Origin of the sequence: Paraburkholderia kururiensis (assembly GCF_034424375.1) — a bacterium.
Lineage (GTDB): Bacteria > Pseudomonadota > Gammaproteobacteria > Burkholderiales > Burkholderiaceae > Paraburkholderia > Paraburkholderia kururiensis_A.
On the sequence record NZ_CP139965.1, the window covers coordinates 4,776,035 to 4,801,126 of the forward strand.

Here is a 25,092-nt window from a genome sequence, read left to right on the forward strand (position 1 = left end):
GTGCAAACCAACCCGGTGGCGTTTGCGCCCTTCCGCCGGTGTCGCCTTGGGAGCACGAAACAATGCGCACTGACATCGAGCCTCGCCATGTAATGCCCTGGCGTATCGAAGACATCGACCTCTCGCGTATAGACCGTCAGCGTGCCGCCGCCAACGAAGACCTGCTGCTGCTGTTGTGCGCGGCCTCGTTCATCGAAAGCGGCACCGACCTCTACACGCGCAACCTGAGTCTGTTCTTCGACGACGACCCGGAAGTCTCCGCGTGGCTCAACAACGAATGGGAGCACGAAGAGCTCCAGCACGGCCGCGCGCTGAAGACCTATATCGCGCACGTGTGGCCGGAGTTCGACTGGGACACGGCCTTCCACAACTTCTTCGACGAGTACTCGAAGACCTGCAGCGTCGAGGAATTCGAGAAGACGCGCGCGCTCGAAATGGTGGCGCGCTGCGTCGTGGAAACGGGCACCGCCACGCTGTATCGCGCCATCAACGAGTGTTCGGACGAGCCCGTGTTGAAGGAGATCACGGACAACATCCGCACCGACGAAGTGCGCCACTACAAGCACTTTTTCAAGTACTTCAAGAAGTACAACAAGATCGAGGGCAACGGCCGGCTTGCCGTGCTCGGGGCGTTGATGCGCCGGGTCATGGAGATCAAGAACGAAGACTCGGAGATCGCGCTTCGTCACGTCTTTGCGATCCGCTACCCCGAGCGCGTGCACGACTCCGCCTATAACCGCGAACGTTCGGCGCGCGTGAACGCGCTCGTGCGCCGCAATCTGTCGGCGGACATGTGCGTGAAGATGCTGCTCAAGCCGCTCGACCTGCCCGCGAAGATCCAGCCTGGCGTGCATTACCCGCTCGCCAAGATCACGCAGCACGTGTTCTTCCGGTGAGAGCTGGGTGCAACGTCGTGGCGCCATGAGCGATCCGACCGCGCGCAACAACGCGCTGCAACAGCAGACCTTCGATGTCTGGCCGGATGCGTTACGCGCGCTCTTCGACGGCACGTCGCTCGCTGGCAAGGCCGGATTCACGGCGTCGCTCGTGACGCCCGGCGAAGGCGGGCGGGCGCGCACGGCGTTGCTCGGTATCGGCGAACTTTACGCGCCGGGGCCGCGCACGCTTTGCATCGCGTTGTGGCCGCAATCGCGGGCCGCGCAAGCGTTAGTCGCCCAAGGCGCCGCCGCGCTCACGTTCGTGTTCGACGGAGCGTTCTATCAGACGCAGTTCGACTTCGAGCCGATGCACATTGCAGGCGAAGCCGCACCGCCGCTGGCGTGCTTCAAGGGCACGCTTGCCGCAGGCGAAGTGCAGCGCGTGAACTACGCACGGCTCACGAGCGGGATTCGCTTCGAACTCGAGGATGGGATGCGGGAAGCGGCGCTGCACCGCTGGGAAGAACAGATCGCGCTGCTCAGGCGCGCATCGGAAGGGTGACGCGCTGGGCGCCTGGCAGGGCGTCCAGCGGGTTCGGCAACGCGCCGCGGTGCGCGCGTGCTTCAAGACATCACAACCTCACAACGCAGGCGATCAGCGATTGCCCGATGCGTTGCCGCGCGGCTTGCCGCCCAGCAATGCGCCGGGGTTGCCTTGCGGCCTGCGGGCGCTGCGCGCTGCGCCGCTGTCCTGATCGCGCCGAGGGGCGTCCTTGCGAACGTTGCCGGCGCCGTGTCCGTTCGATGCGGCATGTCCTGGCTTGACCGGCTTCGCGGTACGCGGCTCTTGCGTGCGCGCGTGGCCGTTGCTGTTTCCATTCGCGCTCGCGCCGGCTCGCGCCGTGCTGCCCTGTGCGTTGCCACGCGGATGCGCGGCGCCCTTTTGCGCGGGCTTGGCGGCGTGCGCCGTTCCGCGAGCAGGTTCCCGCGGGGCCTCTTTTTTCGGTGCGCGCGGTGCCCCGCCTTGCGGACGCGCTTGCCCTTCGCGCGGCTGGGACCGTCCGCCGCCCTGGCCGCGGCGGAGGATCGGTTCCGGCTTCGCGTTGGGATCCGGCTCGAAGCCGGGAATCACTTCCTGCGGCACCGGGCGCTTGATGAGCCGCTCGATGTCCTTCAGCAGTTGCAGCTCGTCCACGCAGACGAGCGACACCGCCTCGCCCGTCGCGCCCGCGCGCCCCGTGCGGCCGATTCGGTGCACGTAATCTTCCGGCACGTTCGGCAGGTCGAAGTTCACGACGTGCGGCAGCTGATCGATGTCGATGCCGCGAGCCGCGATGTCCGTGGCCACCAGCACCTGAAGCGTGCCGTCCTTGAACTCGGCCAGCGCGCGCGTGCGCGCGGACTGGCTTTTGTTGCCGTGAATGGCCAGCGCGGTGATGCCGTCCTTCGTGAGCTGCTCCGCGAGCCGGTTCGCGCCGTGCTTGGTGCGCGTGAACACGAGCACCTGGAACCAGTTGTGCTGGCGGATCAGGTGCGTGAGCAGTTCGCGCTTGCGATCGCGGTCCACGGGGTGAACCTTCTGCGCGACCGTCTCCGCGGTCGTGTTGCGACGGGCCACTTCGATCAGCGCGGGCGAGTCGAGCAGATTGTCGGCGAGCGCCTTGATCTCGTCGGAGAAGGTGGCCGAGAACAGCAGGTTCTGGCGCTTCGCCGGCAGCTTCGCGAGCACGCGCTTGATGTCGTGGATGAAGCCCATGTCGAGCATGCGGTCGGCCTCGTCGAGCACGAGGATCTCGAGATGCGAGACGTCGATCGTCTTCTGCTGCATGTGATCGAGCAGGCGGCCCGGCGTGGCCACGACGATATCCACACCGCGCCTGAGCGCATCGATCTGCGGATTGATGCCGACGCCGCCGAACATCACGGTCGACTTCAGCTTCAGATACTTGCCGTAGGCGCGCACGCTCTCTTCCACCTGAGCCGCGAGTTCGCGCGTCGGCGTGAGGATCAGCGCGCGCACGACGCGTTTGCCGCCCGGCGCAGGCGGCATGGTGGAAAGGCGCTGCAGGATGGGCAGCGTGAAGCCGGCGGTCTTGCCGGTGCCGGTCTGTGCGCCGGCGAGCAGGTCGCCGCCGCCGAGCACGGCGGGAATGGCCTGGGTCTGGATCGGAGTGGGAGACGTATAGCCGAGTTCGTGTACGGCGCGGACGAGCGGTTCGGACAAGCCGAGAGAGTCGAAAGACATAAACACCTGTTTGCAATGCAGTGACGCGAAGGGCGATACGCGCAGCGCTCGCATGATGCCGTGCATCGCCGCGGTATGGCCCGGACGGGCCTGCGGCGGCGTGCACGGTCGGCATGCCTGGTGGTGCGCGGCGGCGCGCAAGCGCCTGCCCTTCGCGGTAAAAACCGGGCGGCACGCCAGTGCGCGTGCCGAAGAAGTCGACGGCCTATCGAGACACGTCGGCTGGCTTTAAGTTGCATCGCGCTGCCGCTGACACTGCGGCGGCTGCGCGAGGGTAGGACCGTGGCGCCTTACGCGACGTAGCGCGCGACGCTCACGAACTGGCAGAGGCTGCCGGCGAGGACGAACAGATGCCAGATTCCGTGTCCGTGCCGGATGCGCTCGTCGTTGATGAAGAAGTAGATCCCAAGGCTGTATATCACACCGCCCGCCACGAGCCATGCGGTGCCGCCCGCGGGCAGGGCATGCACGAGCGGCTTCACGGCGACGAGCGCGAGCCATCCCATCGCCACGTACAGCACCATCGATACGGCCCGCGTACGCCGCCCGAGCGTCAACTCCTGCCCGATGCCGAGCGCGGCGAGCCCCCAGCTTACGCCGAACAGCGACCAGCCCCACGGCCCGCGCAACGTCACGAGCGTGAACGGCGTATAGCTGCCCGCGATCAGCAGGTAGATGGCCGAGTGATCGCACTTTTGCAGCACGGCTTTGAGCTTCGGCCCGCGCGCCACGTGGTACAGCGTGGAAATGGTGTAGAGCGCGACGAGCATCGCGCCGTACACGCTGAAGCTGACGATCTTGTACGCGTCGCCGTCCACCGCGCCCATCGTGACGAGTGTTGCCAGTCCGGCTGCGGAGAGTACGGCGCCGACGAGGTGCGTAATGCTGTTGAAACGCTCGCCGGTGTGCATGCTGGTTCCTTCTTCCTCTCTGTGATGGCTGCTGACCTTACGCGCCAATGGTTCCGGTGCGGCAGACCGCTGTTTCACGGTCCGTAATGCGTCAAACAAGCCCCACAAAAAACAGGGGGCGCCGCCTGCGATATCCGCTGGCCGCGCCCCCGGGTACAGCGATTGGCGTCAGCGCGTCGCTCAGTCGAGCGGCGCCGAACGCAGATCGGCAACCTGTTGCGGCGACACCGGCGCGCCCTTGTTACCCCAGGACATGCGGATGTAGGTGACGACCGCGGCCACTTCCTGATTCGACAGCGACTGCGCGAACGGCGGCATCCCATACGGCTTCGGATTGACCGACGTGCTCGGCGGATAGCCGCCGTTCAGCACCATGCGGATCGGGTTCACGGCCGACTGCATCTGGATCGACTGGTTGTTCGCAAGCGGCGGGAACGCAGGCGGCTTGCCCAGACCGTTCTCCGCGTGGCACTTCGCACACTGGTCGTTGTAGATCTTCTTGCCTTGCTCCAGCAGTTCGCTGCCGTACGCTTGCGACGTTTCCAGCTGGAGCGGCTCCGGCGCTTCGCTCTTCTGCGGGATCGTCTTCAGGTACGTGGACATGGCGTGAATGTCGTCGTCCGAGAGGTACTGCAGGCTGTTGTGCACGACTTCGGCCATCGGACCGAACACGGCGCCGCGCTGCGATACGCCGGTCTTCAGCAGGTCGGCGACGTCCTTGATGTCCCAGGCGCCGAGGCCGCCTTCGCTCGACGTGAGCGACGGCGCGTACCAGTTCTGCAGGGGAATCAGCCCGCCCGCGAAGGCCGCCGAATTCACCGGACCGCCCATCATGTTGATGGAGGTGTGGCACATGCCGCAGTGGCCGAGGCCCTCCACCAGATACGCACCGCGGTTCCACTCCACTGAGCGCGTCGGGTCCGGCTTGTATTCGCCTTCGCGGAAGAACAGCGTGCGCCAGCCGATCAGCAGGTTGCGGTTGTTGAAGGGGAACTTGAGTTCATGCGGACGGCTGGGCACCGAAACCGGCGGCACCGAACGCAGGTACGCGTAGATGGCGTCCGAATCCGCGCGCGAGACCTTCGTGTAGCTCGTGAACGGGAACGCCGGGTAGAGCAGGCTGCCGTCTTTCGAGCGGCCCGTGTGCATGGCGCGATAGAAGTCGTCCGAACTCCACTTGCCGATACCGTACTGGTCGTCGGGCGTGATGTTGGGCGTGTACAGCGTGCCGAACGGCGTGGCCATCGGCAGGCCGCCTGCGAACTGCTTGCCGCCGCGCACCGTGTGGCAGGCGATGCAGTCGCCCGCGCGGGCCAGGTACTCGCCCTTCTTGACGAGCTCGGCCTGGTCGGCCGGCGTGGCGGCAACGGCGACGCCGTTGTGCAGGTTGTCGCCGCCGGACCACAGCACCGGGACGAGTGCCGCGGCCGCCACGGCGACCACAGCGGAAAGTGCGAACAGGGACTTGCGTTTCATTTGGTTGTCTCTCCCGGCGCCTTATTGCGGTTCGCTGCCGCACGCGAGCGGCGTCTTCATCGAGCGGGCCGGAGCCGGAACGGGGTTTTGCGGAGCCGGCTGCGTGGAGAGCCACGCGGCCACGGCGTTCACGTCTTCATCCGAAAGGCGCGTTGCAATGGTGTGCATGCAGTCCGGCGCCACCGCGTGACGCGAGCCCGAGCGCCATGCGCCCAACTGCGCGCTGATGTAGTCGGAGTGCAGGCCGACGAGACCCGGAATGGCGGGCTCCATGCCGGTCAGCGCCTTGCCGTGGCAAGCCGCGCAGGCCGGAATCTGCTTGCCGGCGTCGCCGTTCAGCACGATCTGGCGACCGCGTTCGAGCGTCGCGGCGGCCACCGTGGGCTTGGCGGGCGGCGGGTACGGCGGACGCTGCTGGGAGAAGTACGTCGCGATCTCGTGGAGGTAGTCGTCCGAGAGATACGTGACGAGGTAATTCATGGGCGGATACTTGCGGCGGCCTTCGCGGAAGTTCTGCAACTGGTTGTACAGATACTGGGCCGGCTTGCCCGCGAGGCGCGGGAAGTAGTCGTTGTCGGTACCCTGGCCATGCGAGCCGTGGCAGGCCGTGCAGCCTTGCACGCGAGCTTCCATCGTATCCGGGGCTTTGGGCTGGGTCGTCTGCGCATTCGCAGCACTGTAGACGCCTGCCGTGCCGGCCAGCAGAAGGGCGACGAGCGGGCGGAAAATGCGTCTTGAAGACACGCGTAACTCCATCAATGGCGGGAACCTGACCGAGCTTCGATTGGCTCGGAATGAAGGCTGCGCGCGCCAGATGAAAGACGGCGGCGCTGCGGCGACGCAGCATTCTATCATCGATGGGTGAAGGTGACCATTTGCCACAGGCAACGAAGTTCCAGAGGAAGCGGCGATGCGACAGTTTGCCGCAACGGCCGCCGCAAGCCGGTTTGACGAGGCCGCGGGTTTCGGCGTTTCGGGTCGCTTGGGTGGCGCGATAGCCGCAGCAAGCGTGCCCGCCACAACGGCGCCGATCATCGCTACCATCTTGGGCCGCACTCGCGTCTGCGGTCGTGTTTGCTTACCTTGCCGTCGTTTCCCGCTCCAGCCCATTACTTCATGAATCCATTCGACTCTCTCTCCTCGCCGCGTACGACGTTGCGCGCCGCGCGTTTCTGCCCTCCGCCTTGCGCGACCGCGGGGTTCGACCGATGACGATGGACTGGCTCTGGTTCGGGCAGGTGACGATGGCCGCCCTCGTCGACGTGGCGTTCGCCTTTGCCGTGGGTTCGGCGCTGCTCGGCGCGTGGCTCGATAAAGATGGCCGCGCCGTGGCGGCGCCCGCACATGTCGCTTCGATGCGCGCGCAACGCTCGGCGGTGGCGGCTGCCGTCGCCTTGCTTCTCGCGCAACTGGCGTGGTTGCTGTACGAAGCGGCCGCGGTGACCGGCTCGACGTTGACCGATGCCTTGTCCGCCGTGCCGACGTTGCTGGCGCAGACGCACGTGGGGCATGCCTGGGCGTTCGCGTTCGGTGCGTCTGTCGTGTTGCTCGTCATGACGCTTGCGCCGCGTGCGGGGCGTCTGCGCGACGCGCTGCTGTGGCTTGCCGTGATCGCCGTCGCGGCGGGACGGGCGGCGTCAGGCCATGCTGCCGATGCCGGCCTTGCGTCGGCCGCGCTCGGCATTCAGACGCTCCATGTGCTTACCACCAGCGTGTGGGGCGGGCTCGTGATCTCGGCGGGATTCGCGGTGTTGCCCGCGCTCGGCACATCGACAGCGCGTGCCGTGCTGATTCGCGTCGCCGGTCAGTTGTCGTCCACGTCGCTTGTGGCCGTGCTGTTCGTGATCGCGACCGGCGTGTTCGGCGCGGTGCGTGGGACGGGCGGATCGCTCGCGCCGCTCACGCTCAGCACGTGGGGGCATCTGCTCGTGTTCAAGCTGACGCTCGTTGCGCTCGCTGTCGTGCTGGGTGGTCTGAATCGCTTCCAGGCATTGCCGCGCCTGCGCCGCACGGCGTCGACCATGGACGCCCGCACGTTCGCCAACGTGCTGTATCTCGAAGCGCTGGCGATTACGGGCGCGTTCATCGCGGCGGCCGCGCTCGCGCACAGCATGCCGGGCGCGATGGCGATGGGCTAAGGCAAACGGGACGAAGGGCGCGCCTGCCCGCGTATCAGGACGCGAGCCGCGATTGCGCGGGCACGAGCATGGCCTCGGGGAACATCTCCTGGCGCAGCTCGCCCGCGTCGTCGAACCACTGGCAAATCGCCCAATGGCCCTCGTCGAAGACGACGGGCCCGGCCCACATGACCGTCATCGCGCGTCCCGCCGACTTGAGCGCGACGACATCGCCGACACGATACGTCGACTGCACCGAAGCCGCGGCGGGCGCCGCAGTCACATCGGCCACATCACGTGCGATGCGCGCGATACACGGCCGCCGTGCTGCCCACGCGGCGCGCCGGTTGCGATGGGCCGCGCTCATTCGAAGCCGAGCCGATGACCGAGAATCGGCGCGCAGAACAGCGCCACGGCGCAGCCCCCGGCCTTGCCTTCGAGTTCCGCGAGCGCCACGCGCGACCCGTACATCTGCGTGAGCAGATCGAACAGTTGCGGCAGGCAATACAGCACCGCCGCCGCGACGAAGCACTTGCCCACCAGCCCGATCTGCCAGCCGCGCTCGAACGCGACGGCCGCGCCGATCACACGCAGCACGCCGAACGCGAACAGCGCGCCGACGGCCGCCTGTTCGCGGATCAGATAGTCGGGAAGGAACTCGCCCATATGCACTCCCTGTTTTTGCTGTCGTTTGCACGGTCGGCAGCAAGGAGTGGGCCAGAGTCGCGCCACGCGTCGTGGGCGCGGTCGCGAGGCCTTGTGGGGCAAGGGAAAGCGGCGGGCGTGCCCGCCAACACGCGTGTGTGTGCCGGCGAACACAGGCCTGAAAAAACGCGGGATACGTTACGTAACCGAAACGTGCTCCGCGCGATGTCACGTAACGGGCGAGCGCCGCAATTGGGCTCGCCTTCGCTGCATCACCACTCGGCGACGCTTCCGTCGGAATGGCGCCACACCGGATTGCGCCAGCGGTGGCCCACCTTCGCCATCTCGCGAACCTTGTCCTCGTTCACCTCGATACCGAGGCCGGGGCCTTGCGGAATCGAGACGAAGCCGTCTTCGTAGCGGAACACTTCGGGGTTGCGGATGTAGTCGAGCAGATCGTTGCCCTGGTTGTAGTGAATGCCGAGGCTCTGCTCCTGGATGAACGCGTTGTAGCTCACCGCGTCGATCTGCAGGCACGTGGCGAGCGCGATGGGCCCAAGCGGGCAGTGCAGCGCGAGCGCGACGTCGTAGGCTTCCGCCATCGATGCGATCTTGCGGCACTCGGTGATGCCGCCCGCGTGCGACGCATCGGGCTGAATGATATCGACGTAGCCGCCCGCCAGAATGTGCTTGAAATCCCAGCGCGAGTAGAGCCGCTCGCCGAGCGCAATAGGCGTGTTGGTCTGGTTGACGATGTCGCGCAGCGCTTCCACGTTCTCCGAGAGCACCGGCTCTTCGATGAAGAGCAGGCGGTACGGGTCCAGCTCTTTTGCCAGCACCTTCGCCATGGGCTTGTGCACGCGGCCGTGGAAGTCCACGCCGATGCCCACGTGCGGACCCACGGCTTCGCGCACCGCCGCCACGTTGGCGATCACGCCTTCCACCTTCTCGAAAGTGTCGATGATCTGCAGCTCTTCGGAGCCGTTCATCTTCACCGCCTTGAAGCCGCGCTCCACCACGGCGCGCGCGTTGTTCGCCACGTCGTGCGGACGGTCTCCGCCAATCCACGAGTAGACCTTGATGCGATCGCGCACCTGGCCGCCCAGCAGCGCGTGCACGGGCACGCCGTGATGCTTGCCCTTGATGTCCCAGAGCGCCTGGTCGATGCCCGCGATCGCGCTCATGGAAATCGGGCCGCCGCGATAGAAGCCGGCGCGGTACATGACCTGCCAGTGGTCTTCGATCAGCAGCGGGTCTTTGCCGACGAGGTAGTCCGCGAGTTCGTGGACGGCGGCTTCCACGGTATGGGCGCGACCTTCCACAACCGGCTCGCCCCAGCCGACGATGCCCTCGTCCGTTTCGATCTTGAGGAACAGCCAGCGCGGCGGGACGATGAACGTTTCGAGGCGGGTGATCTTCATGGCGATGTCTCCTTGCGAATGCCGTGACTGCGCGGCGGCCGTTTGCGTGGAAAAAGAGGCGCCGCGTCGAGTGGCGATATCCTAGCGCAAAACGCAAAACAGTACTATTAATAGTACTATTGCGGCCGCATCGCGCCACATGGCCACGTATTGCGGTCCCGCATGCCCGGCGCGCCGGGAATGTCCGATAATCGCGGTCGCTTTCGCGCGGCTGCCTTTGCCGGATGCGCGCGAAGACCCGCCGCCCGCGAGCGGCGGTCCAGCCTGGCCTGGCGCTGCGAGCCGGCCGCACAAGTACAAGCACAACGGAGAACAGCCATTCAGAACGATCTGCACGGCCGCGTGGCATACGAACTCGCCACGGCCATTCTGCGCGGCGACTATGCGCCGGGATCGGTCCTGCCGCGCGAGGCGGAACTCATGGAGGCCTTCGGCGTGAGCCGCACGGTGCTGCGCGAAGCGCTGCGCACGCTGACGTCGAAGGGGTTGGTGGAGTCGCGGCCGCGGGTGGGCACGCGTGTGCGTCCGCGTGACGCGTGGAACCTGCTCGATGCGGACCTGCTCAACTGGTACGCGCGCGTGGCGCCGCCGCTCAAGTTCGCGATGAAGCTGCAGGAAATGCGCGAAATGATCGAGCCGTACGCAGCCGCGCTCGCTGCTGCCGCACACGACGAAGCCGCGCTTGCCGCCATCGCCGAGGCGCACGCCGCCATGGCGGCCGCCCGCAACGAGGACGAATGGGTGCGCGCCGACCTGCAATTCCATCTGAGCGTGCTGGACGCGTGCTGCAACGAGTTGCTCATTCCGCTCGGCGCGTTGATCGAGCGCACGCTGGAGGCCCAGTTGCGCGTGAACGCCAAGCGTGCCGACGTGTTCAACGCCGCGTTGCCCGACCACACTGCGGTGCTCGAAGCCATTCAGGCACGCGACACGGTACGCGCGCGAGAAACCATGGCGGCGTTGCTTTCCACCACGCGCGCTCGCATGGAGGAGTAAGCCGCGAGGCTGCGCCTACTGCGCAGCTTGCGGATGTCTGCGCAAACCGCCGCGTGCAATCGCGAGCGTGAGCACGGCCGACAAGCCAAGGCTCGCCGCGACGACGTAGAGGCCCGCCGCGTAACCGCCCGTCACCGACTTCAGCCAGCCGATGGCGAAGGGTCCGACGAAACCGCCCAGGTTGCCGATCGAATTGATCATCGCGATGCCTGCGGCGGCGCCCGCTCCCGAAAGGAACGACGCCGGCATGGCCCACAACGGCGCCTTCGCGGCGCTGATACCCACGTTCACCACGACGAGCGCCAGCACGACCTGCGCTGCCGTCTGCGCGATGCCGCAGAAGGCGAGTCCCGCGGCGGCCGCTACGCACGGGATGACGACGTGCCACGTGCGTTCGCTCGCGCGGTCCGAATGACGCGCCCAGGCGATCATGCCCACCACGGCCAGCACGCTCGGTATCGCGTTGAGCATGCCGGTGCCGAACGCGCTGAAGCCGAACTGGCGGATGATGAGCGGCGCCCACAAGCCCAGCGTATAGAGCCCCGCGGACGTGCCGAAGTAGATCAGTGCCATGACCAGCACGCGCGGATCGCGCAGCGCCCGCAGCGCGCCTTCGGTATGACCCGCCTGCGACTCGCGTTCGCGATGCTCGTCGCGCAGCGTGGCGATGAGCCAGGCCTTCTCTTCGGGCGCGAGCCACGCGGCTTTTTCCGGCGAGTCCGTGAGTGCGCGCAGCACCACGAAGCCGAGCACGATGGCGGGCAGCGCTTCGATCAGGAAGAGCCATTGCCAGTTGCTGAGGCCAAGCATGGGCGGCAATTCCATCAACGCGCCTGAAACGGGCGAGCCGATCGCCGTGGAAAGCGGCGCCGCCGCCATGAACGCGGCCGCGGCCATCGCGCGCTGGCGAGCGGGAAACCACTGGCTCAGATAGAGAATGATGCCGGGAAAGAAACCGGCCTCGGCCACGCCCAGCAGGAAACGCAGCGCATAGAACGAGTGCGGTCCGCTCACGAACGCCGACGCCGCGGACACGAGCCCCCACGTGACCATCACGCGCGCGATCCACACGCGTGCGCCGACCTTGTTGAGGATGAGGTTCGACGGCACCTCGAAGAGGAAATAGCCCAGAAAGAAGATGCCGCCGCCCAGACCGAACATGGCAGGCGTGAGTCCGATGGCCTTGTTCATCGAGATCGCGGCAAAGCCTACGTTCACGCGATCCAGAAAGCTCACGAAGTAGAGCAGCATCACGAACGGCAGGATGCGCCACGTCAGCTTGCGCACGACGCGGGCGGGCAGGTCGGAAGTCATGGTCGTCTCCAGTGGAGGTCGCCTGTCGTGCACGGGTAGCGCACGACGGCGGCTCTTCGTATGGTCGGTGTTGCTTCGTGTTGCTCTCACCGCGCGATTTCAGCGCGAGAAAAGGCAACGAGATGAGCGATGCGCTCAGGCGGCCTGCTGAACCAGCGCTGCGTGTTGCGCGACGTACGAGCAGACGGCGTCCGTCACCTGTGCCGTGGTCGCGCTGCCGCCCAGGTCGCGCGTATGAAGCGCGGGGTTGGCCGTGACGTGCTCGATGGCCGCCATCAGCACGCGCGCCGCGGCGTTTTCTCCCAGGTGTTCGAGCAACATGACCGCCGACCAGAACGTGCCGATCGGATTGGCGAGCCCCTTGCCCATGATGTCGAATGCGGAGCCGTGGATCGGCTCGAACATCGACGGGTAGCGGCGTTCGGGATCGAGGTTCGCCGTAGGCGCAATGCCGAGACTGCCCGCGAGCGCGGCGGCGAGGTCGCTCAGGATGTCCGCGTGCAGGTTCGTCGCGACGATGGTATCGAGCGACGCGGGACGGTTCACCATGCGCGCGGTGGCGGCGTCCACGAGTTCCTTGTCCCAGCTGACGTCGGGAAACTCCTTCGAGATCTGCACGGCGATCTCGTCCCACATCACCATGGCGTGGCGCTGCGCGTTGCTCTTCGTGATCACCGTGAGATGCTTGCGCGGACGCGATTGCGCGAGACGAAACGCGAAACGCAGAATTCGTTCGACGCCCGCGCGCGTCATCATCGAAACGTCCGTTGCCACCTCGATGGGGTGGCCCTGATGCGCGCGGCCGCCCACACCCGAATATTCGCCTTCCGAGTTTTCGCGCACGATCACCCAGTCGAGGTCCGCAGGCGCGCAGCGTTTCAATGGCGCATCGATGCCGGGCAGGATGCGCGTGGGGCGCACGTTCGCGTACTGGTCGAAGCCCTGGCAGATCTTGAGCCGCAGGCCCCACAGCGTGATGTGGTCGGCAATGTGCGGATCGCCCGCCGAACCGAACAGAATCGCGTCCTTGTTGCGCAGGGCGTCGAGTCCGTCGGCGGGCATCATGACGCCGCGCTGGCGGTAGTAGTCCCCGCCCCAGTCGAAGTTTTCGAACTCGAATGCGAACGCATCGGAACGCTGCGCAAGCGCTTCCAGCACGCGCTGGCCCGCGGGCACCACTTCTTTGCCGATGCCGTCGCCGGGAATGGTGGCAATGCGCCAGGTCTTCATGTCCGTGTGTCTCCCTCGAAGCTGTAGATGTGGCGGCTATCGTCGCGCAGAAAGCGCGGCCAGGAACGGTGCTAGACTGAAACCGCCTTTAACCTCACGTTAAGAATCGGCTCGCTTTATCACCGATCTTTACGACGTTTTCCTTGCTCCATGGCCACCATCCAGCCCGACGACTTCGGTTTCTTTTCGACGCTCGCCGGTAGCGGCAGCCTTACCGCGGCTGCGCGCGAACTCGGTCTTTCGACGGCGGCGGTGAGCAAACATCTCGCGCAGATGGAAGCGCGCGCGGGCGTTGCGCTCGTGAATCGCACCACGCGCCGCATGAGCCTCACGCCGGAAGGCGAGCTGTATCTCGCGCGGGCGCGGCAGATTCTCGGCGAGATGGACGAGCTTGCCGAGCTGCTCGGCGGCTCGCGCGCGGTGCCGAAGGGACTCTTGCGCGTGAACGCGACGCTCGGCTTCGGCCGCAGCCATGTGGCGCCCGCGATCTCGCGATTCGTCGAGCGTTATCCCGATGTGGAGGCGCAGTTGCAGCTTTCCGTCGATCCGCCGCCGCTCAGCGACGACGCGTTCGACGTCTGCATCCGTTTCGGCGAACCGCCCGACGCGCGCGTGATTGCGCGACGCGTCGCGCCGAACCGGCGGCTCTTGTGCGCGTCGCCCAAGTATCTGCGGCGGCACGCGGCGCCGAAGAGTCCGCGCGAACTCGCGCAGCACAACTGCATCGGCATTCGCCAGGGCGGCGACGGTTATGGCGTATGGCGACTCACGAGTGGTCGTGGTGCCGCACAGAAAACGGAGACGGTGAGGGTGCGCGGCAATCTCGCGACGAATGACGGCGAGATCGCGGTGAAGTGGGCGCTCGACGGGCACGGCATCCTGATGCGCGCGGAGTGGGACATCGCGCCGTATCTGCGCGACGGCACGCTTGTGCAGGTACTACCCGAGTACCGCACGCCGGGCGCCGACATCTATGCGGTCTACGCGCCGCACCATCAACTGTCGGCGCGCGTGCGGGCATTCGTCGATTTTCTGGCCGCGGAATTGACGCGGCCTATGGGCAAGGGGAAGAAGCGGCGCAGCGTGAGGTGATGGCGCTTGTTCAACCGGGCCGATCACGCCGTGCGGCGCAGCTGGCGTGATCGGTTGAAAAAAGCCTACGCGCAAGCCGCCTCGCGCGAACCGGTATGACGGTCCAGCGAAGGCGAGACCATGTCGCCGCTTGCATCGAGCAACGTCGCCGGCACAGTCGTCGATGTTCCACGTGCCGACGAACCATTGCAGTACTGCGGCAACGAAATGAACACGCTCACGCGGCGCAGGATCTGCCAGAAGACGCGTTCGAACGCGCGCGACCGTTCGGCGTCCGTCATGCCTTCGGCGAGCGGGTCCGGGAAACTCCATTCGCAGAACTCCGGCTCGCCTGGGAAGGCGGGCGCATGGTACTCGGTGACGCGGCTGTCCAGCGCGATGACGATGTCCATGCGAGGCGCCCACTGTCCCGTGAACTCGTGCCAGCTCTTCGGATTGAGCCGGCCGAGTTCCGATATGCCTGGGCGCAGTTGGGCCAGGGCCAGGGGGTGCACCTTGGATGCCGGATCCGCTCCGGCGCTGAACGGTGCGAAACGGTCGCCCGCCAGTTCGCGCAACAAGGCTTCTGCCATGATGCTGCGTGCCGAATTCTCCTTGCAGAGAAACAGCACCTTGTATTTTTCGGTCACAGCACTACCCCGTAACATGCATGCATTTTTCGTTGTGGGCGCCAATTGTGCAGCCGGACTCTTGCACATGGGTGACGGAATTGTGACATGGCAATTTCGTCGCCAGTGAAGCCCACGTGCCGCGCGGAGCCTGGTGTTTCGCCTGGTCTTTCCTGGCTCTGCGGCGAAAAGGTCGCAAAGGATACAGGAAGCCAGCGCGCTTGTTGAGAGGCATATCCGCCCGGCGCAAACGGCGCTTGAACATGCGCATCGTGTGCAAGGTTGGATGTCATGGGACGCAAACGCATACCCGGCGACGCTCTCCGCGAAGTCATGCATCGAGCCTGTTGTAGTTACCGGGCGCGCGGGCAAAATCGGGCGGATGTCGGTAATAGTTGCGATACCATACGATCGTTCCGCGGGAGGACAGTCAACAGGCTGCGTTTGCTTGCCGGACGCTTTTCTTCCGGGTTTCTCAGCGCCCAAATTCCAATCGAGCCATGTCCAGCCCCGTCGCATTTATCGGCATTGCGATTATGTCCTGCGTGATGAGCGTGGCGGTGCTGGGCTCACTGCTGCAGGCACGCATTCCGGGTCTTGGCCGCTGGTGCGCCGGGTATGTGGTGCTCGCCGTCGCACTCGCGCTGCTGCTCGTGCAGCGCGATGCACCGCCCGCTATCGTCACGGCCGCTGTTGGTGTGATGCTCGTCCTTGCAGCGCTGCTCGTCGTGCAGGGCTTCCGTCAGTTCTTCTTTCTTCGGCCATCGTTTTTCCCTGAGTATCTGCTCGCAGGCGCAGTGGTGTCGGGCTTCGTCTACTGGACCTTTGCCTCAGTCGATCTCGACGCTCGCGTGTCGTTGCTCTCTGCGTTTCTGGGCTACGTGCGCATCGCGGTGGGCTGGATGGCCTACCGCTTTCGCCCGCCGGGTCGTCCGAGATACAGCTATCTGTTCGTGGCGGTCTCCGCGATACTGGGCGCGGCAGTCCATGTCGGACGAGGCCTTGCCTACGGCTTCGGCTTCGCACACCAGACCACGTTCCTCGAAGCCACGCCGCTCAATACGGCGTTTGTCGGCATGGGCATCCTCACGCTGCCGTGCCTGTCGATCGGCATGGTGATGCTCGCGCACGACAGAATGGCCGAACGCATGGAGCGTATGGCCACCATCGACGAACTCACCGGCACGCTGGTGCGCCGCGCGTTCATGGCGCGCGGCAAGACGCTGCTGGACGCGACGCGCGCGTCGGGCAAGCGCCTTTCCATTGCAATTCTCGACATCGACAACTTCAAGACCATCAACGACCGCTACGGCCACGCGGCCGGCGACAGGACGCTCGCGTGTTTTGCCGCGGCCATCTCGAAGGGCATTCGCTGTACCGACCTGTTCGGGCGACTGGGCGGCGAAGAATTCGGCGTGCTGATTGCCGACGCGAGCAAGGCCGAGGCGGCGCGGCTCACCGACCAACTCAGGGCATCGATTGCCGCGCTGATGCCGCAGCAGGACGGCCGCGCGAAGTGCACGTTCAGCGCAGGCGTTGCCGAGTTCGGCCAGGGCGATACCTTCGCGGATGCGATGGCGCGTGCCGATGCCGCGCTGTATGCCGCGAAGGACCACGGTCGCAACTGCGTGATGGCGGCGCCTGCGACAAGCGACGGGGCATGCGACGTCTGCGAGGCGGTCGGCGCAGGGAGCGATGTGTCGCTTCATCCTTTGGACTCACAAGCAAAGACGGTGTAGGCGCGATCGCGCCTTGGCCATCAAGCGATCAAGTGTTCCTCTGGGAGTGCGGTGATCTCCAGCGCGACGATTTGCGCGAGCAGGTTGAGAGGATGCGGGCGGAGCTCGAACACAGGGTTCTGTCCCACTCATTGCCGCAAGCGCCGGCCAAGACGCGGCGGCGCCCGAAGGTTTGATCCTGGGGGCAGGGCTTCCGGCGTTAAAACTGGCTCAAGGGTTTCGGGCGAAGAAACGTCGCCAGCAACCCTTCTGCCATTGTTGGCTGTGGTGGCGCGTCAAGAGAGTGCGCTTCGTCGAGCGCAGGCGCTCGCTCTTGACCCGGCAAGCGACGCGGCGCGGCGTCCGTGTCAGAGCGGGTTCGGCAGCGCGTTGGCCGGCAAGAGGGGAGGCGTGTCGAGCAGGGCGGCTTTCGCGGCCAGGAGCCCGTTTTCATCGGTTTCGAAGCGTCGCAACCAGGCGGCCGTCGACTGGCGGGTGTTGTAGACGGGAGCGCCCGCGTTGACGGTGCCGCGTTGGAGGATGTCCATGTCCTCCGCGCGAACCGCGCGAAGGGCGTGGTCGAGGACGACGTAGGCGGGCGGCGGGACCGGGGGCTTGTCCTCGCTGTCGGAGATGCCCGACTCGGGCAGGACGCCCGCGCGAATGACGATTCCCGCGCCATAATCGCCGATCGAATACCAGCTCGGCGGGAGCTCCGCGCGCAGCGCCGCGACGCCGCCGACCTCGGCGAGCATCGGCTTGCCAAGCGCGGTGAGCCAGTTGACGGTCTTGATCTTTCCTTTCAGGTCTCGAACGGAATTGAACTCGGGCCGGCCGACATCCATGCCCGGCATGATTTGAGAAATCCAGTATTCCGTCGGCTCGTTCGGCTCGGCCTCAGTTGGAGAGAGGTTGACCGCGCATCCGGCTTGGCCGTGAACGGCGCTCAATCGACGCGCCGCGTCGAAGAACAGCTTCGCGAAGGCGTCCGGGTTCTCCTGGACGGCGACGACAGGCCACGAGAACGCCATCGAGTTGAGCCCCCGCGTGCCCATCTTCTCCTGCCATTGGCGCAGGCCCGTGACCTCGAACTTGAACAGGCTCGCGTCCGACGCTCGCCCTCCGCCGACGTAGCAGAAGTCGAAGCGATCCTCCGGACCGAGGCTCGCGGCGATCGCTCGCATGGGCTTGGCCTTGTCGAACGCTTGCGCGGCCTTCCCGTTGTTCCACAAAAACGTCAGCTTGCAGCCTGGCGACGCGCAGTAGTCTTCGAAGCAATCGACGATCGCCTCCCGAACGGCGGCGTCGAACGCGCGCTCGAAATAGAGCGAGGCGCGGACGACAACCGCCGCGCCAATGCCGTCGTGCGCGTAGCGCGGCTCCAACAGCGCGTTTTGCACCAAGGCCTTTCCTTGGTTGGCCTTGGCCCAGTCGAGAAAATTCTTGTCCATTGTCGTGTCGATGCCGGCGAACCTGAATTATGGAACGGGAATGGGCGCGGGAGGCATCGGCAATCCGCCGAAGCCCGGCGGCGACGCGGGGCCTTGGCCCATCATCTGGCGCAGCGAGCGCCCCAGTCCCGACAGCGCCTCGGAGAGGGCGCGGACGGGACTCTCGCCTCCGTCGTCGTCCGAGCAGTCGCAGTCGCCCGGCCCCATGGTCGCGACTTTGTTGGGGGAGCCGGCGATCCGCGCGTAGTCGTCCTCCTGCTCAGGGTCTTTGGTTTGCGGCGGGAACTTGATCTCGACCACGCCCTTGATGTTGTCCTGGGTCGGCGGGAGCGAGCCGTCCTTGACGATGACGACGTCCGGGCGCCGCACGGCGTTGCTGCCGGAGGGGTAGGCGTCCTGGCCGCCCGGCCAATATTTGGCGATCCAGCCTGGCAAGTAAGGGTGCGCCTCGGTCGGCGACGCGGAGCGCATGATCGGCGCGGGCGGCCATCGCGACATGTCGTAGTTCACTTCCGATTTGTAGGGGCTCTGCCAGCCCATCGAACGGTCGACGTCGCGCAGGTTCCTCGACACGCATTGCTGCCTGAGGCTTTGCCCGGCGGCCCCGGTGTCGGGCTCGCGGTTGCAGACGCAGATGGCTTTGCAGATGACCTTCTTGTCGGCCGGGTCGGGGAACGCCGGCCGCAGTTGGACCGGCGTCGTTTGGCCGCCGCCGGTCAAGCCGCCAGACCCCGAGCCCGTCCCGTAGCCGGGGCCGCTCACGCGTCGTCCTCAAAGCCCGTCGACTGCGTCGACTCCGACGAGAACCGCAGCGACGCGGGCGAGTCGGCTTCGTGCCACTGCGTGTAGCCGCTCGCGTCGGTCTGGCCGGAGAGCTTTTGCCCGTCGGCCGTGTGCAGCGTGTATGGATGGTTCGCGATTGGCTTGCCGGTCGTTTCGTCTAGGACCTGGAACCGGCCGCGGTAAGGGCCAGAGGTGTCGCCTGCCGTCTGATGGTTGGCGATCGGGCCAGCGTGCCCGCCCGGCCCGCTGGTGGGCTGCGCCGTGGCGCTGGATTGCGACGCGATCAATGTGGCGCCGCAAGCCGTCTTGTCGCCCTCAAAGGCTGGCGGCTTGCCGTCCATGGTCATCCCGCGCGGCAAGATTTGGACGATCGGATAGACGCCGCCGCATTTCGGGCACGAGACCATGTCTCCCAAGCGGGCGACGGGTTTGCCGTCGACTTTGCTGAGAGGAGAGCAGGCGAGCACTCGGCCGCCGTGGTCCGTCGTGTCGCCTTTGCGAATAAAAGCGCTCATTGGTTTTCACGGAGATTAAAAAAACGCCGCCTATTTTGCCAAATCATCTGATGAAACGAAAGCATTGGGCAAAACGCGGCATCTGCGCAAATGCGTTGATTTGGAAATCGGGTGAAAGCGTTGAATCAAACAAAAGGGAGAGCCCGATTCAGGCTCCCCCTTAAAATGGCGGACGGAAAACGTTGACGCGCTTTATGTCGCGTCGGTCGTGATGGCGTCAAGCCGCACGCCACTGGTCAGGTTTCCCTTTGTTGGTTTCACGAACCCGGGAGACAAGCGGTCTGTGTCCAAGCCTCTTGGCGGCGGCTATGGCTTCCTCTTGCGTTGGGTAGATCGTGTCGGTCACAGGTCGGTCGTTCTCGTATTCCAGTTTATAACCGCTGATGTGCCCGTGATGGCCTTTGGGCTGCGGCTCGACATATACGTTTGGCATAATTTCCCTCGGTGGATTGATTTATGGTCGAAGGGTGAAACCCTTCGAATGGCATATTTATCCCGAATCGGAAAAAACGCAACCGCACCCACGCGGAGTCGGTCATTTTGTCGTATTCGGAGAATAAAGCCCCGGGCAGTGACCGCGCAGCAAAACATGACAACCTCGAAGAACCATTTTTAAAAGGCCACGGCATCGCGCAGCTTGACCACGCACGGTCGCTAAAACGGCTTGTCGCATCTGTCGTTGGACACGGCAAGCGCCAGCCTGATTTCGCTGCGGTTTCGCACGGCGTTGGGGATGACCCGAAACGGCCGGGCGGAATCGGCGACGGCTCAATGCCTGTTGCAGGCCGCGCTGCTGACCGGCTTGTTTCAGACGGCTAGTCTCGGAAGATCGAGCTGGCGCGGGCGCCGTCTTTTGGGTTTATCGACCGGGGCACGAGCAGGGCGACTGGACCTTTCCCACGGATCTTGTGGGCCGCTTTGCGGCGTTGGTCAACGAGCATGACTGCCAACTCTGCGAAGCGCGGATGGGCTCGTCATCGAGGCGGCCGACTGGAAGGCGCATGACGAAGGCGCGCTCGCCGTCTAGGATTTGTCGGCGAGGGAGCGGGAGTGAACCGGCGGGGCCAGCAGCGAGCCGCAACTCGTTACGGAGGGAGCGTTTTGCATCGCGGTGCGATCCGGCCACGTTGTCGAATGACTCCCTTCTAAAATTTCGTTGACGTTTTCTAGAATTTGCACAAAAATCCGGTTGACGTTCTTCCCGATATGCACATTCAAGAAACGGCGTTCAAATGTCCCTTCCTCTTCCCGAAGCGTTTCACCCGGCGCTGAGCGCCGATCGCTTGTCTGTCATTGCGTCCATTCTCATCGCTGAGCACTTCTCGACGGCCACGGCGCTGCAAAGCGACTACGACGACGGCTACACGCGGGGCTGCACTCGTTTTGGCCGCCAACGGAACCGACTCAAATCGACGGCGCTGTCAGGCGAATACGACTGGTTGGATCTGCGCCATGGCGGCAACGACCTGGTCTTCACAATCGGCGGCATTCCTTGCCGCTTCGCCGCAGACGATCCGGCCAATCCCACCAAGCCCGCCGTTCTTGACGCCACGCCGATTCAGCAGGGTTTCTTTGGGGAGGTTGAAAGCGGCGTGCCCTGCAAGTTCTGCTTTGTGCTTGACGGCGGCTACGCCGAGGCGGACGACCCGCGCGTCGTCTTCCTGGGGGAAGACTCTGCGGGCGTCGTGAAGTGCAAGTGGGTGTCGGACACTGCGCGCGCGCTGCATCCAGTTGTCGCCAACACACCGCCGCCGAAAGACATGGGCAAGCCGCGCGTCACGCCCAAGCGTCCCGACGCGGGCGACGAAGACGCCACTGTCACGCCATGATGTTCATCGGGTCCAACCTGCGCACGGCGCGTCTATTCCACGGGTTGTCCCTGCAAGAGCTGGGAGAGCGGATTGACCGCTCAAAACAGTTTCTTAGCCGCATCGAGGCGGGCGTCGACGCGCCGACGCCCGCGCTCGTCGACGCTTTCTGCTCCGAGCTGAAAGTCCTGCCCGAGTTTTTCACGGAGCCGGACCCCATGCCGATCGCGGACGAGCAGTGTCATTTCCGCAAGCAGCTCACGACAAAGGTGGCGCTGCGGCAAGTGGCGCGAGCGAAGGGCGAGATGTTGAAGCGGATGGTCAACGCGCTTGAAGAACATCTTGATTTGCCGAAATACAACTTCGACGAGGGCGATGGCTCGTCGGCGGATTCGATTGAGCGCGCCGCTGAGCGGGCTCGCGCTCATTGGGACCTCGGGCTTGGCCCAATTCAGAACATGACCCGCGTTGCGGAGAACGCGGGAGCGGTCGTGGTTCCGCTGAACGGGTTGGCCTCGGAGATCGACGCGATTTCGTTCGCCACCCGCAGGCCGGTTATCGGGGTGAATCCGGAGGGCCGTTCGGCTTGCAGAACGCGCTTCGGCATCGCGCACGAAGTTGGGCACTTCTTTTTGCACGTTGGAGTGCAGACGGGCGACAAACTGACGGAGTCCCAGGCAAATCGGTTTGCCAGTTCGTTTCTCATGCCCGGGCGGTATTTCGCCCCGGAGTGCCGCGCTGCGTTGCGAGGGAGCCGATTGAATTGGGCGGCGTTGTCCGAGATCAAGATGAGATGGGGCGTTTCGAAGGCGGCCGCGCTCTACCGGGGAAGGCAACTGGGTGTCTTTTCCGATGAGCAATACAGGAGCGGCGTCATCGGGTTGACCCGGCACGGCGAAGCGAGAGTCGAGGTGGAGGACGCGAAGATGCAGCCAGAGCAACCGGAGTTGGTGGTCGACAGCGTTGAGGTGTTGCGCGACTCCTTTGGCATTTCACAGGAAGACATCGCGCGTCAGATGCGCGTCGACCCTGTGCTTCTTCGCGAGCTTCTTTCGAACCAGGCGGGAGCGATTGAGACGCCAGCCACGAACGTTGTGCGGTTTCCGATAAGCAGAGCCCAGCGCCCATTGCGGACAGTGGATCGTTGAGAGTCGGCCACCTGAGAACGGGGGCGGCGCTCGCGATTTCGCGTTTGGCGATCGGTCGCCCCTGTCTGCCTGGCTCGCTTGTCGACGTCGGACATATTAATCAGACGAATAGAAGAACGACTATCGCGCCTTATTTGGCTTGGTCGCCTGCTGGCATTGCTTGGGCTGCGGCTGCTTGGGCTGTGCCAGAGGACTGTTGCTGCGCGTATCCGCCGTATCCCGCCTCAAGGGCGGCGAAATCGCAGCTGATAGAGGCGAAGAACTTATGCGACTTTTCTGTGATCAGTTTGTGCAGGGCTCGCGCGCGAGCCCTTATCTGATCTTGATTGGATTTGATGAAGGCTAGTTGAAGGTTTAGCATGCGCCTGTAACGCGCCTCCTGCGCGGTGAAATCAACCTTCGTGATCTCAGAATCCAAAATCGGGAACATGTTGTTGATCGCGACCATGCCCAACTTATTGTTTGGGTCCCCTTTTTCATGCAATTTGAATATGGTCGGGGTCGACGGGTTAATTCGATCTTGTTTCATTTTGTAGGAGGTGAGCGGTGCCAAATATTTGTGCCCTTCCACCTCCAATATGACCCCAATATATGGTCTTTTCTCCGAGTAATTGTCTGGAACTTTATTGTCGATGGCCTTCAAGTAGGCGATATATGCGTCGCTGACCGTGTAAAATTCCATTTTGTCCCCGGAACAAACAAAAAAAAGTGGCCCATTGGGCCACTTTCCTCTCGCTGAGAAGGCAACGAGAACCTTTTTTTCACGTTCGCACTTTCGGCGGCGAAACGCCCTTTTTTCACGTTCGCATTTTACGGCAGCGAAACACCCTTTTTTCACGTTCGCATTTTACGGCAGCGAAACACCCTTTTTTCACTCCCGCACTTGAGGCGGCGGAACACCTTTGCTGGTAATAGTAAGCCCCCCCGGGGGCTATGTCAACCTGCGCAATCGCTCAGCCGCCAGGCGATCCTAAGCATGGCTTCGTTCGCTTACGGTCGCAGATTCTTCGCCAGCCAGTCATTCCATCGTGCCGGCCAGTAGCGCAGACTGCTCAGGTCGAGCCCCGGATATTGGAGCTTCGGCAAGACCAGCTCCGCGAGCTGCGCGGGCGTGAACTTCGCCTTGTAGCGCGAGGCGCCCATCCCCTCCGCCTTGTGGCCGATCCATTCGTCAATTTGCACCGGGTTCGCGCCGTTGGCGTGGAACGCGGTCTCGGCAGTGTCTCGAAAGCTGTGGAACACCTTGCGGCGCGGCTGGTGGACGCCGACATCCGGAAGGTGTTTTTCGTTGAAGTCGCGGCTGATGTATTTCTCCCGCTTCCCCATAGAGTCCATCGGCAAATGCGGAAAGAGCCTCGTTCCGCCCGCGCTCCGAACATCCTCGGTGTAGATGAGCAGCCCCAAGCGGATCAGTTCTGGGTGCATCGGGATCGTCCGCACCGAATCCGCGTTCTTGGTGCGCGTGGGGTTGTCGCCGCGAGGGTCGTGGTCGATGCGAATACACGGCAAGCCGTCTACCTCTTCAAGGTCCGACAACCGAAGCTGCGCGATCTCGTTGGCCCGCGCCCCGGTGAAGAGGGCGATCAGCGGAGCCCAAAATTGATGCGGCCTCTTGGCTTTGTTGTATCTCTCCGGCTCGAAGATCAAGCGCAGCTCGTCGAGCGTGAACGCTTCCGCACCGCCCTCGTCGCTGCGCGTTGGCGATGGCCGGGCAACCCCTTCAAGCGGGTTGGGTCCAAGGTGCCGGCCGTTGCCGACTGCCCATTTCAGAAACAGCTCCGAGGCGTTGATCTGCGAGCGGACGGTCTTCGGGTGGAGCGGCTTGCCTTCCGCCCCTGGCGCGAGCAGACCTTCGGCGTAGCGGATGCACTGGCCGCGCGTGATCGCGTGGACCATGGCGTCCGGTCCGCCGACCGCGCGGGCGAGTCCCGCGAGGGCGGTCGCGTAGGCTTTTCGCGTGGAGCCCGCCAGCGCCCCAAGGTGGGAAAGCCAGGCGGCAATCGCCTCGTCTAGCTTTTGCGGCACGTCGACCGGTGCGCGCGGCGCGAGCCCGATCGCCGCCGCCAACTCGTCGCGCTCCGCGAGCTGGGCCGCGCTCGGCTCGCCGGCCATGCGTTGCTGCGTCCGCGACCTCGTTCGCTCGACCATGGCGGCGAACTCGCGCAGCTCTTCGGCCTCGCGGCCTGGCGTGGTTTCGAGCCGGTCGACGAAAACCGCGCCATTTGGCTCGACGCGCAGGCCTTCGACGATGAGGCGGCGAATCGCTTGCGCGTCGATGTTGTCGGGATCGAATGCCACCAGCCGCCTCGCTTGGTCGATGATTGGCAGCAGTTTAGCGGACAGCGCGTAGGCCAGGAGCCGCGCCGAGGCGGGGTTCTTCGTGCCGAGCGACCGCTTGATTTCGGTTTGACCGAGGGCGGCTCGAAGCGAAGCAGGGAGGACGAGGCGAAACGAATAAACGCCGTGCCGGGACAGGCGCAGGTGGGACGCTAAACGCATGGGCTCACTCAATAAGAGTGGACCACCGCTTTGGACCCCCAGCGCATCGCTGAAAAGAAAAAAGCCCTGAAAAATCAGGGCTTTTTTGCATTTGGTGGCGAATCAGGGACTCGAACCCCGGACCTGCGGATTATGATTCCGTCGCTCTAACCGACTGAGCTAATTCGCCGAAAGAAGGCGAATTATGAAGATGCCGGCTGTGGCTGTCAACCCCCTGCCGGCATCTCCTTCGCCTTT

General features: G+C 64.7%; 23 protein-coding genes and 1 tRNA gene. 8 read left to right on the top strand and 16 right to left on the bottom strand.

Annotated features, from left to right (window positions below; all coding sequences use genetic code 11):
• Positions 1-62: 62 nt before the first annotated feature.
• Both U0042_RS21475 and U0042_RS21480 read left to right on the top strand, forming a co-directional pair.
• Positions 63-896: a ferritin-like domain-containing protein gene (locus U0042_RS21475; protein WP_114809232.1), complete on the top strand. Its 834-nt coding sequence runs from the start codon at positions 63-65 to the stop codon at positions 894-896.
• A 25-nt stretch (positions 897-921) separates the two neighbouring features.
• Entirely contained in the window at positions 922-1,440 is a 519-nt protein-coding gene (locus tag U0042_RS21480) for a hypothetical protein (protein ID WP_114809231.1), read from the top strand.
• A gap of 93 nt (positions 1,441-1,533) precedes the next feature.
• Here the strand turns inward: U0042_RS21480 and U0042_RS21485 are convergent, their stop codons facing one another.
• From U0042_RS21485 to U0042_RS21500, 4 genes are all read right to left on the bottom strand, one after another.
• Positions 1,534-3,123 (bottom strand): DEAD/DEAH box helicase, encoded by a 1,590-nt coding sequence (locus tag U0042_RS21485; RefSeq protein WP_114809507.1) that lies wholly within the window; start codon positions 3,121-3,123, stop codon positions 1,534-1,536.
• Between the two features lie 290 nt (positions 3,124-3,413).
• Positions 3,414-4,034, bottom strand: coding sequence for a PAQR family membrane homeostasis protein TrhA (trhA, locus tag U0042_RS21490; protein ID WP_114809230.1), 621 nt, complete (start codon positions 4,032-4,034; stop codon positions 3,414-3,416).
• Between the two features lie 180 nt (positions 4,035-4,214).
• Positions 4,215-5,510 carry a c-type cytochrome gene (locus U0042_RS21495; protein ID WP_114809229.1) on the bottom strand — a complete coding sequence of 432 codons (1,296 nt, stop codon included), beginning with the start codon at positions 5,508-5,510 and terminating at the stop codon, positions 4,215-4,217.
• Positions 5,511-5,531: 21 nt separating this feature from the next.
• Entirely contained in the window at positions 5,532-6,266 is a 735-nt protein-coding gene (locus U0042_RS21500) for a c-type cytochrome (RefSeq protein WP_114809228.1), read from the bottom strand.
• Positions 6,267-6,718: 452 nt separating this feature from the next.
• On the opposite strand from U0042_RS21500, the gene U0042_RS21505 reads away from it, so the two are divergent.
• Positions 6,719-7,648 carry a CopD family protein gene (locus U0042_RS21505; protein ID WP_114809227.1) on the top strand — a complete coding sequence of 310 codons (930 nt, stop codon included), beginning with the start codon at positions 6,719-6,721 and terminating at the stop codon, positions 7,646-7,648.
• A gap of 34 nt (positions 7,649-7,682) precedes the next feature.
• Here U0042_RS21505 and U0042_RS21510 read toward each other — a convergent pair whose 3' ends face one another.
• The 3 genes from U0042_RS21510 to dgoD all read right to left on the bottom strand — a co-directional run bounded on the left by U0042_RS21510 (position 7,683) and on the right by dgoD (position 9,693).
• A complete protein-coding gene (locus U0042_RS21510) occupies positions 7,683-7,919 on the bottom strand; it encodes a YodC family protein (RefSeq protein ID WP_419150452.1) in 237 nt (78 codons plus the stop codon).
• Between the two features lie 71 nt (positions 7,920-7,990).
• Positions 7,991-8,293, bottom strand: coding sequence for a hypothetical protein (locus tag U0042_RS21515; RefSeq protein ID WP_114809225.1), 303 nt, complete (start codon positions 8,291-8,293; stop codon positions 7,991-7,993).
• 251 nt (positions 8,294-8,544) lie between these two features.
• Entirely contained in the window at positions 8,545-9,693 is a 1,149-nt protein-coding gene (gene dgoD / locus U0042_RS21520; RefSeq protein ID WP_114809224.1) for a galactonate dehydratase, read from the bottom strand.
• Between the two features lie 264 nt (positions 9,694-9,957).
• On the opposite strand from dgoD, the gene U0042_RS21525 reads away from it, so the two are divergent.
• A complete protein-coding gene (locus U0042_RS21525; RefSeq protein ID WP_232833238.1) occupies positions 9,958-10,689 on the top strand; it encodes a FadR/GntR family transcriptional regulator in 732 nt (243 codons plus the stop codon).
• Between the two features lie 15 nt (positions 10,690-10,704).
• On the opposite strand, the gene U0042_RS21530 is transcribed toward U0042_RS21525, so the two are convergent.
• Entirely contained in the window at positions 10,705-12,003 is a 1,299-nt protein-coding gene (locus U0042_RS21530; RefSeq protein WP_114809223.1) for an MFS transporter, read from the bottom strand.
• Between the two features lie 135 nt (positions 12,004-12,138).
• The gene (locus U0042_RS21535; RefSeq protein ID WP_114809222.1) at positions 12,139-13,233 is read right to left on the bottom strand and encodes a tartrate dehydrogenase; all 1,095 of its coding nucleotides are present in this window, start codon (positions 13,231-13,233) and stop codon (positions 12,139-12,141) included.
• 150 nt (positions 13,234-13,383) lie between these two features.
• Here U0042_RS21535 and U0042_RS21540 point away from each other — a divergent pair, with 150 nt between their 5' ends.
• Entirely contained in the window at positions 13,384-14,325 is a 942-nt protein-coding gene (locus U0042_RS21540) for a LysR family transcriptional regulator (RefSeq protein ID WP_114809221.1), read from the top strand.
• Between the two features lie 65 nt (positions 14,326-14,390).
• Here U0042_RS21540 and U0042_RS21545 read toward each other — a convergent pair whose 3' ends face one another.
• Entirely contained in the window at positions 14,391-14,954 is a 564-nt protein-coding gene (locus tag U0042_RS21545) for an arsenate reductase ArsC (RefSeq protein WP_114809220.1), read from the bottom strand.
• Between the two features lie 479 nt (positions 14,955-15,433).
• Here U0042_RS21545 and U0042_RS21550 point away from each other — a divergent pair, with 479 nt between their 5' ends.
• A complete protein-coding gene (locus U0042_RS21550; RefSeq protein ID WP_232833224.1) occupies positions 15,434-16,672 on the top strand; it encodes a GGDEF domain-containing protein in 1,239 nt (412 codons plus the stop codon).
• A 347-nt stretch (positions 16,673-17,019) separates the two neighbouring features.
• Here U0042_RS21550 and U0042_RS21555 read toward each other — a convergent pair whose 3' ends face one another.
• From U0042_RS21555 to U0042_RS21565, 3 genes are read right to left on the bottom strand one after another with little or no spacing between them, the layout of a single operon-like run.
• Positions 17,020-18,102 (bottom strand): type VI immunity family protein, encoded by a 1,083-nt coding sequence (locus U0042_RS21555; protein ID WP_114809219.1) that lies wholly within the window; start codon positions 18,100-18,102, stop codon positions 17,020-17,022.
• 27 nt (positions 18,103-18,129) lie between these two features.
• The gene (locus tag U0042_RS21560; RefSeq protein ID WP_025369568.1) at positions 18,130-18,864 is read right to left on the bottom strand and encodes a VRR-NUC domain-containing protein; all 735 of its coding nucleotides are present in this window, start codon (positions 18,862-18,864) and stop codon (positions 18,130-18,132) included.
• Complete coding sequence (locus tag U0042_RS21565) at positions 18,861-19,400, bottom strand: PAAR domain-containing protein (RefSeq protein WP_114809218.1); 540 nt, start codon at positions 19,398-19,400, stop codon at positions 18,861-18,863. Before U0042_RS21565 ends, U0042_RS21560 begins: the two co-directional genes overlap by 4 nt.
• A gap of 1,232 nt (positions 19,401-20,632) precedes the next feature.
• Between U0042_RS21565 and U0042_RS21570 the strand changes: the two genes are divergently transcribed.
• Entirely contained in the window at positions 20,633-21,229 is a 597-nt protein-coding gene (locus U0042_RS21570) for a hypothetical protein (protein WP_114809216.1), read from the top strand.
• Positions 21,226-22,356: a helix-turn-helix domain-containing protein gene (locus U0042_RS21575; protein WP_114809215.1), complete on the top strand. Its 1,131-nt coding sequence runs from the start codon at positions 21,226-21,228 to the stop codon at positions 22,354-22,356. The genes U0042_RS21570 and U0042_RS21575 overlap by 4 nt, the downstream gene beginning before the upstream one ends.
• A gap of 130 nt (positions 22,357-22,486) precedes the next feature.
• Here the strand turns inward: U0042_RS21575 and U0042_RS21580 are convergent, their stop codons facing one another.
• The 3 genes from U0042_RS21580 to U0042_RS21590 form a co-directional block, all read right to left on the bottom strand.
• Positions 22,487-23,038, bottom strand: coding sequence for a type III toxin-antitoxin system ToxN/AbiQ family toxin (locus U0042_RS21580; protein ID WP_114809214.1), 552 nt, complete (start codon positions 23,036-23,038; stop codon positions 22,487-22,489).
• 308 nt (positions 23,039-23,346) lie between these two features.
• Positions 23,347-24,855: a DUF6538 domain-containing protein gene (locus U0042_RS21585; RefSeq protein ID WP_114809213.1), complete on the bottom strand. Its 1,509-nt coding sequence runs from the start codon at positions 24,853-24,855 to the stop codon at positions 23,347-23,349.
• A gap of 92 nt (positions 24,856-24,947) precedes the next feature.
• Positions 24,948-25,024: transfer RNA gene (locus U0042_RS21590), tRNA-Met, on the bottom strand.
• Between the last annotated feature and the right edge of the window lie 68 nt (positions 25,025-25,092).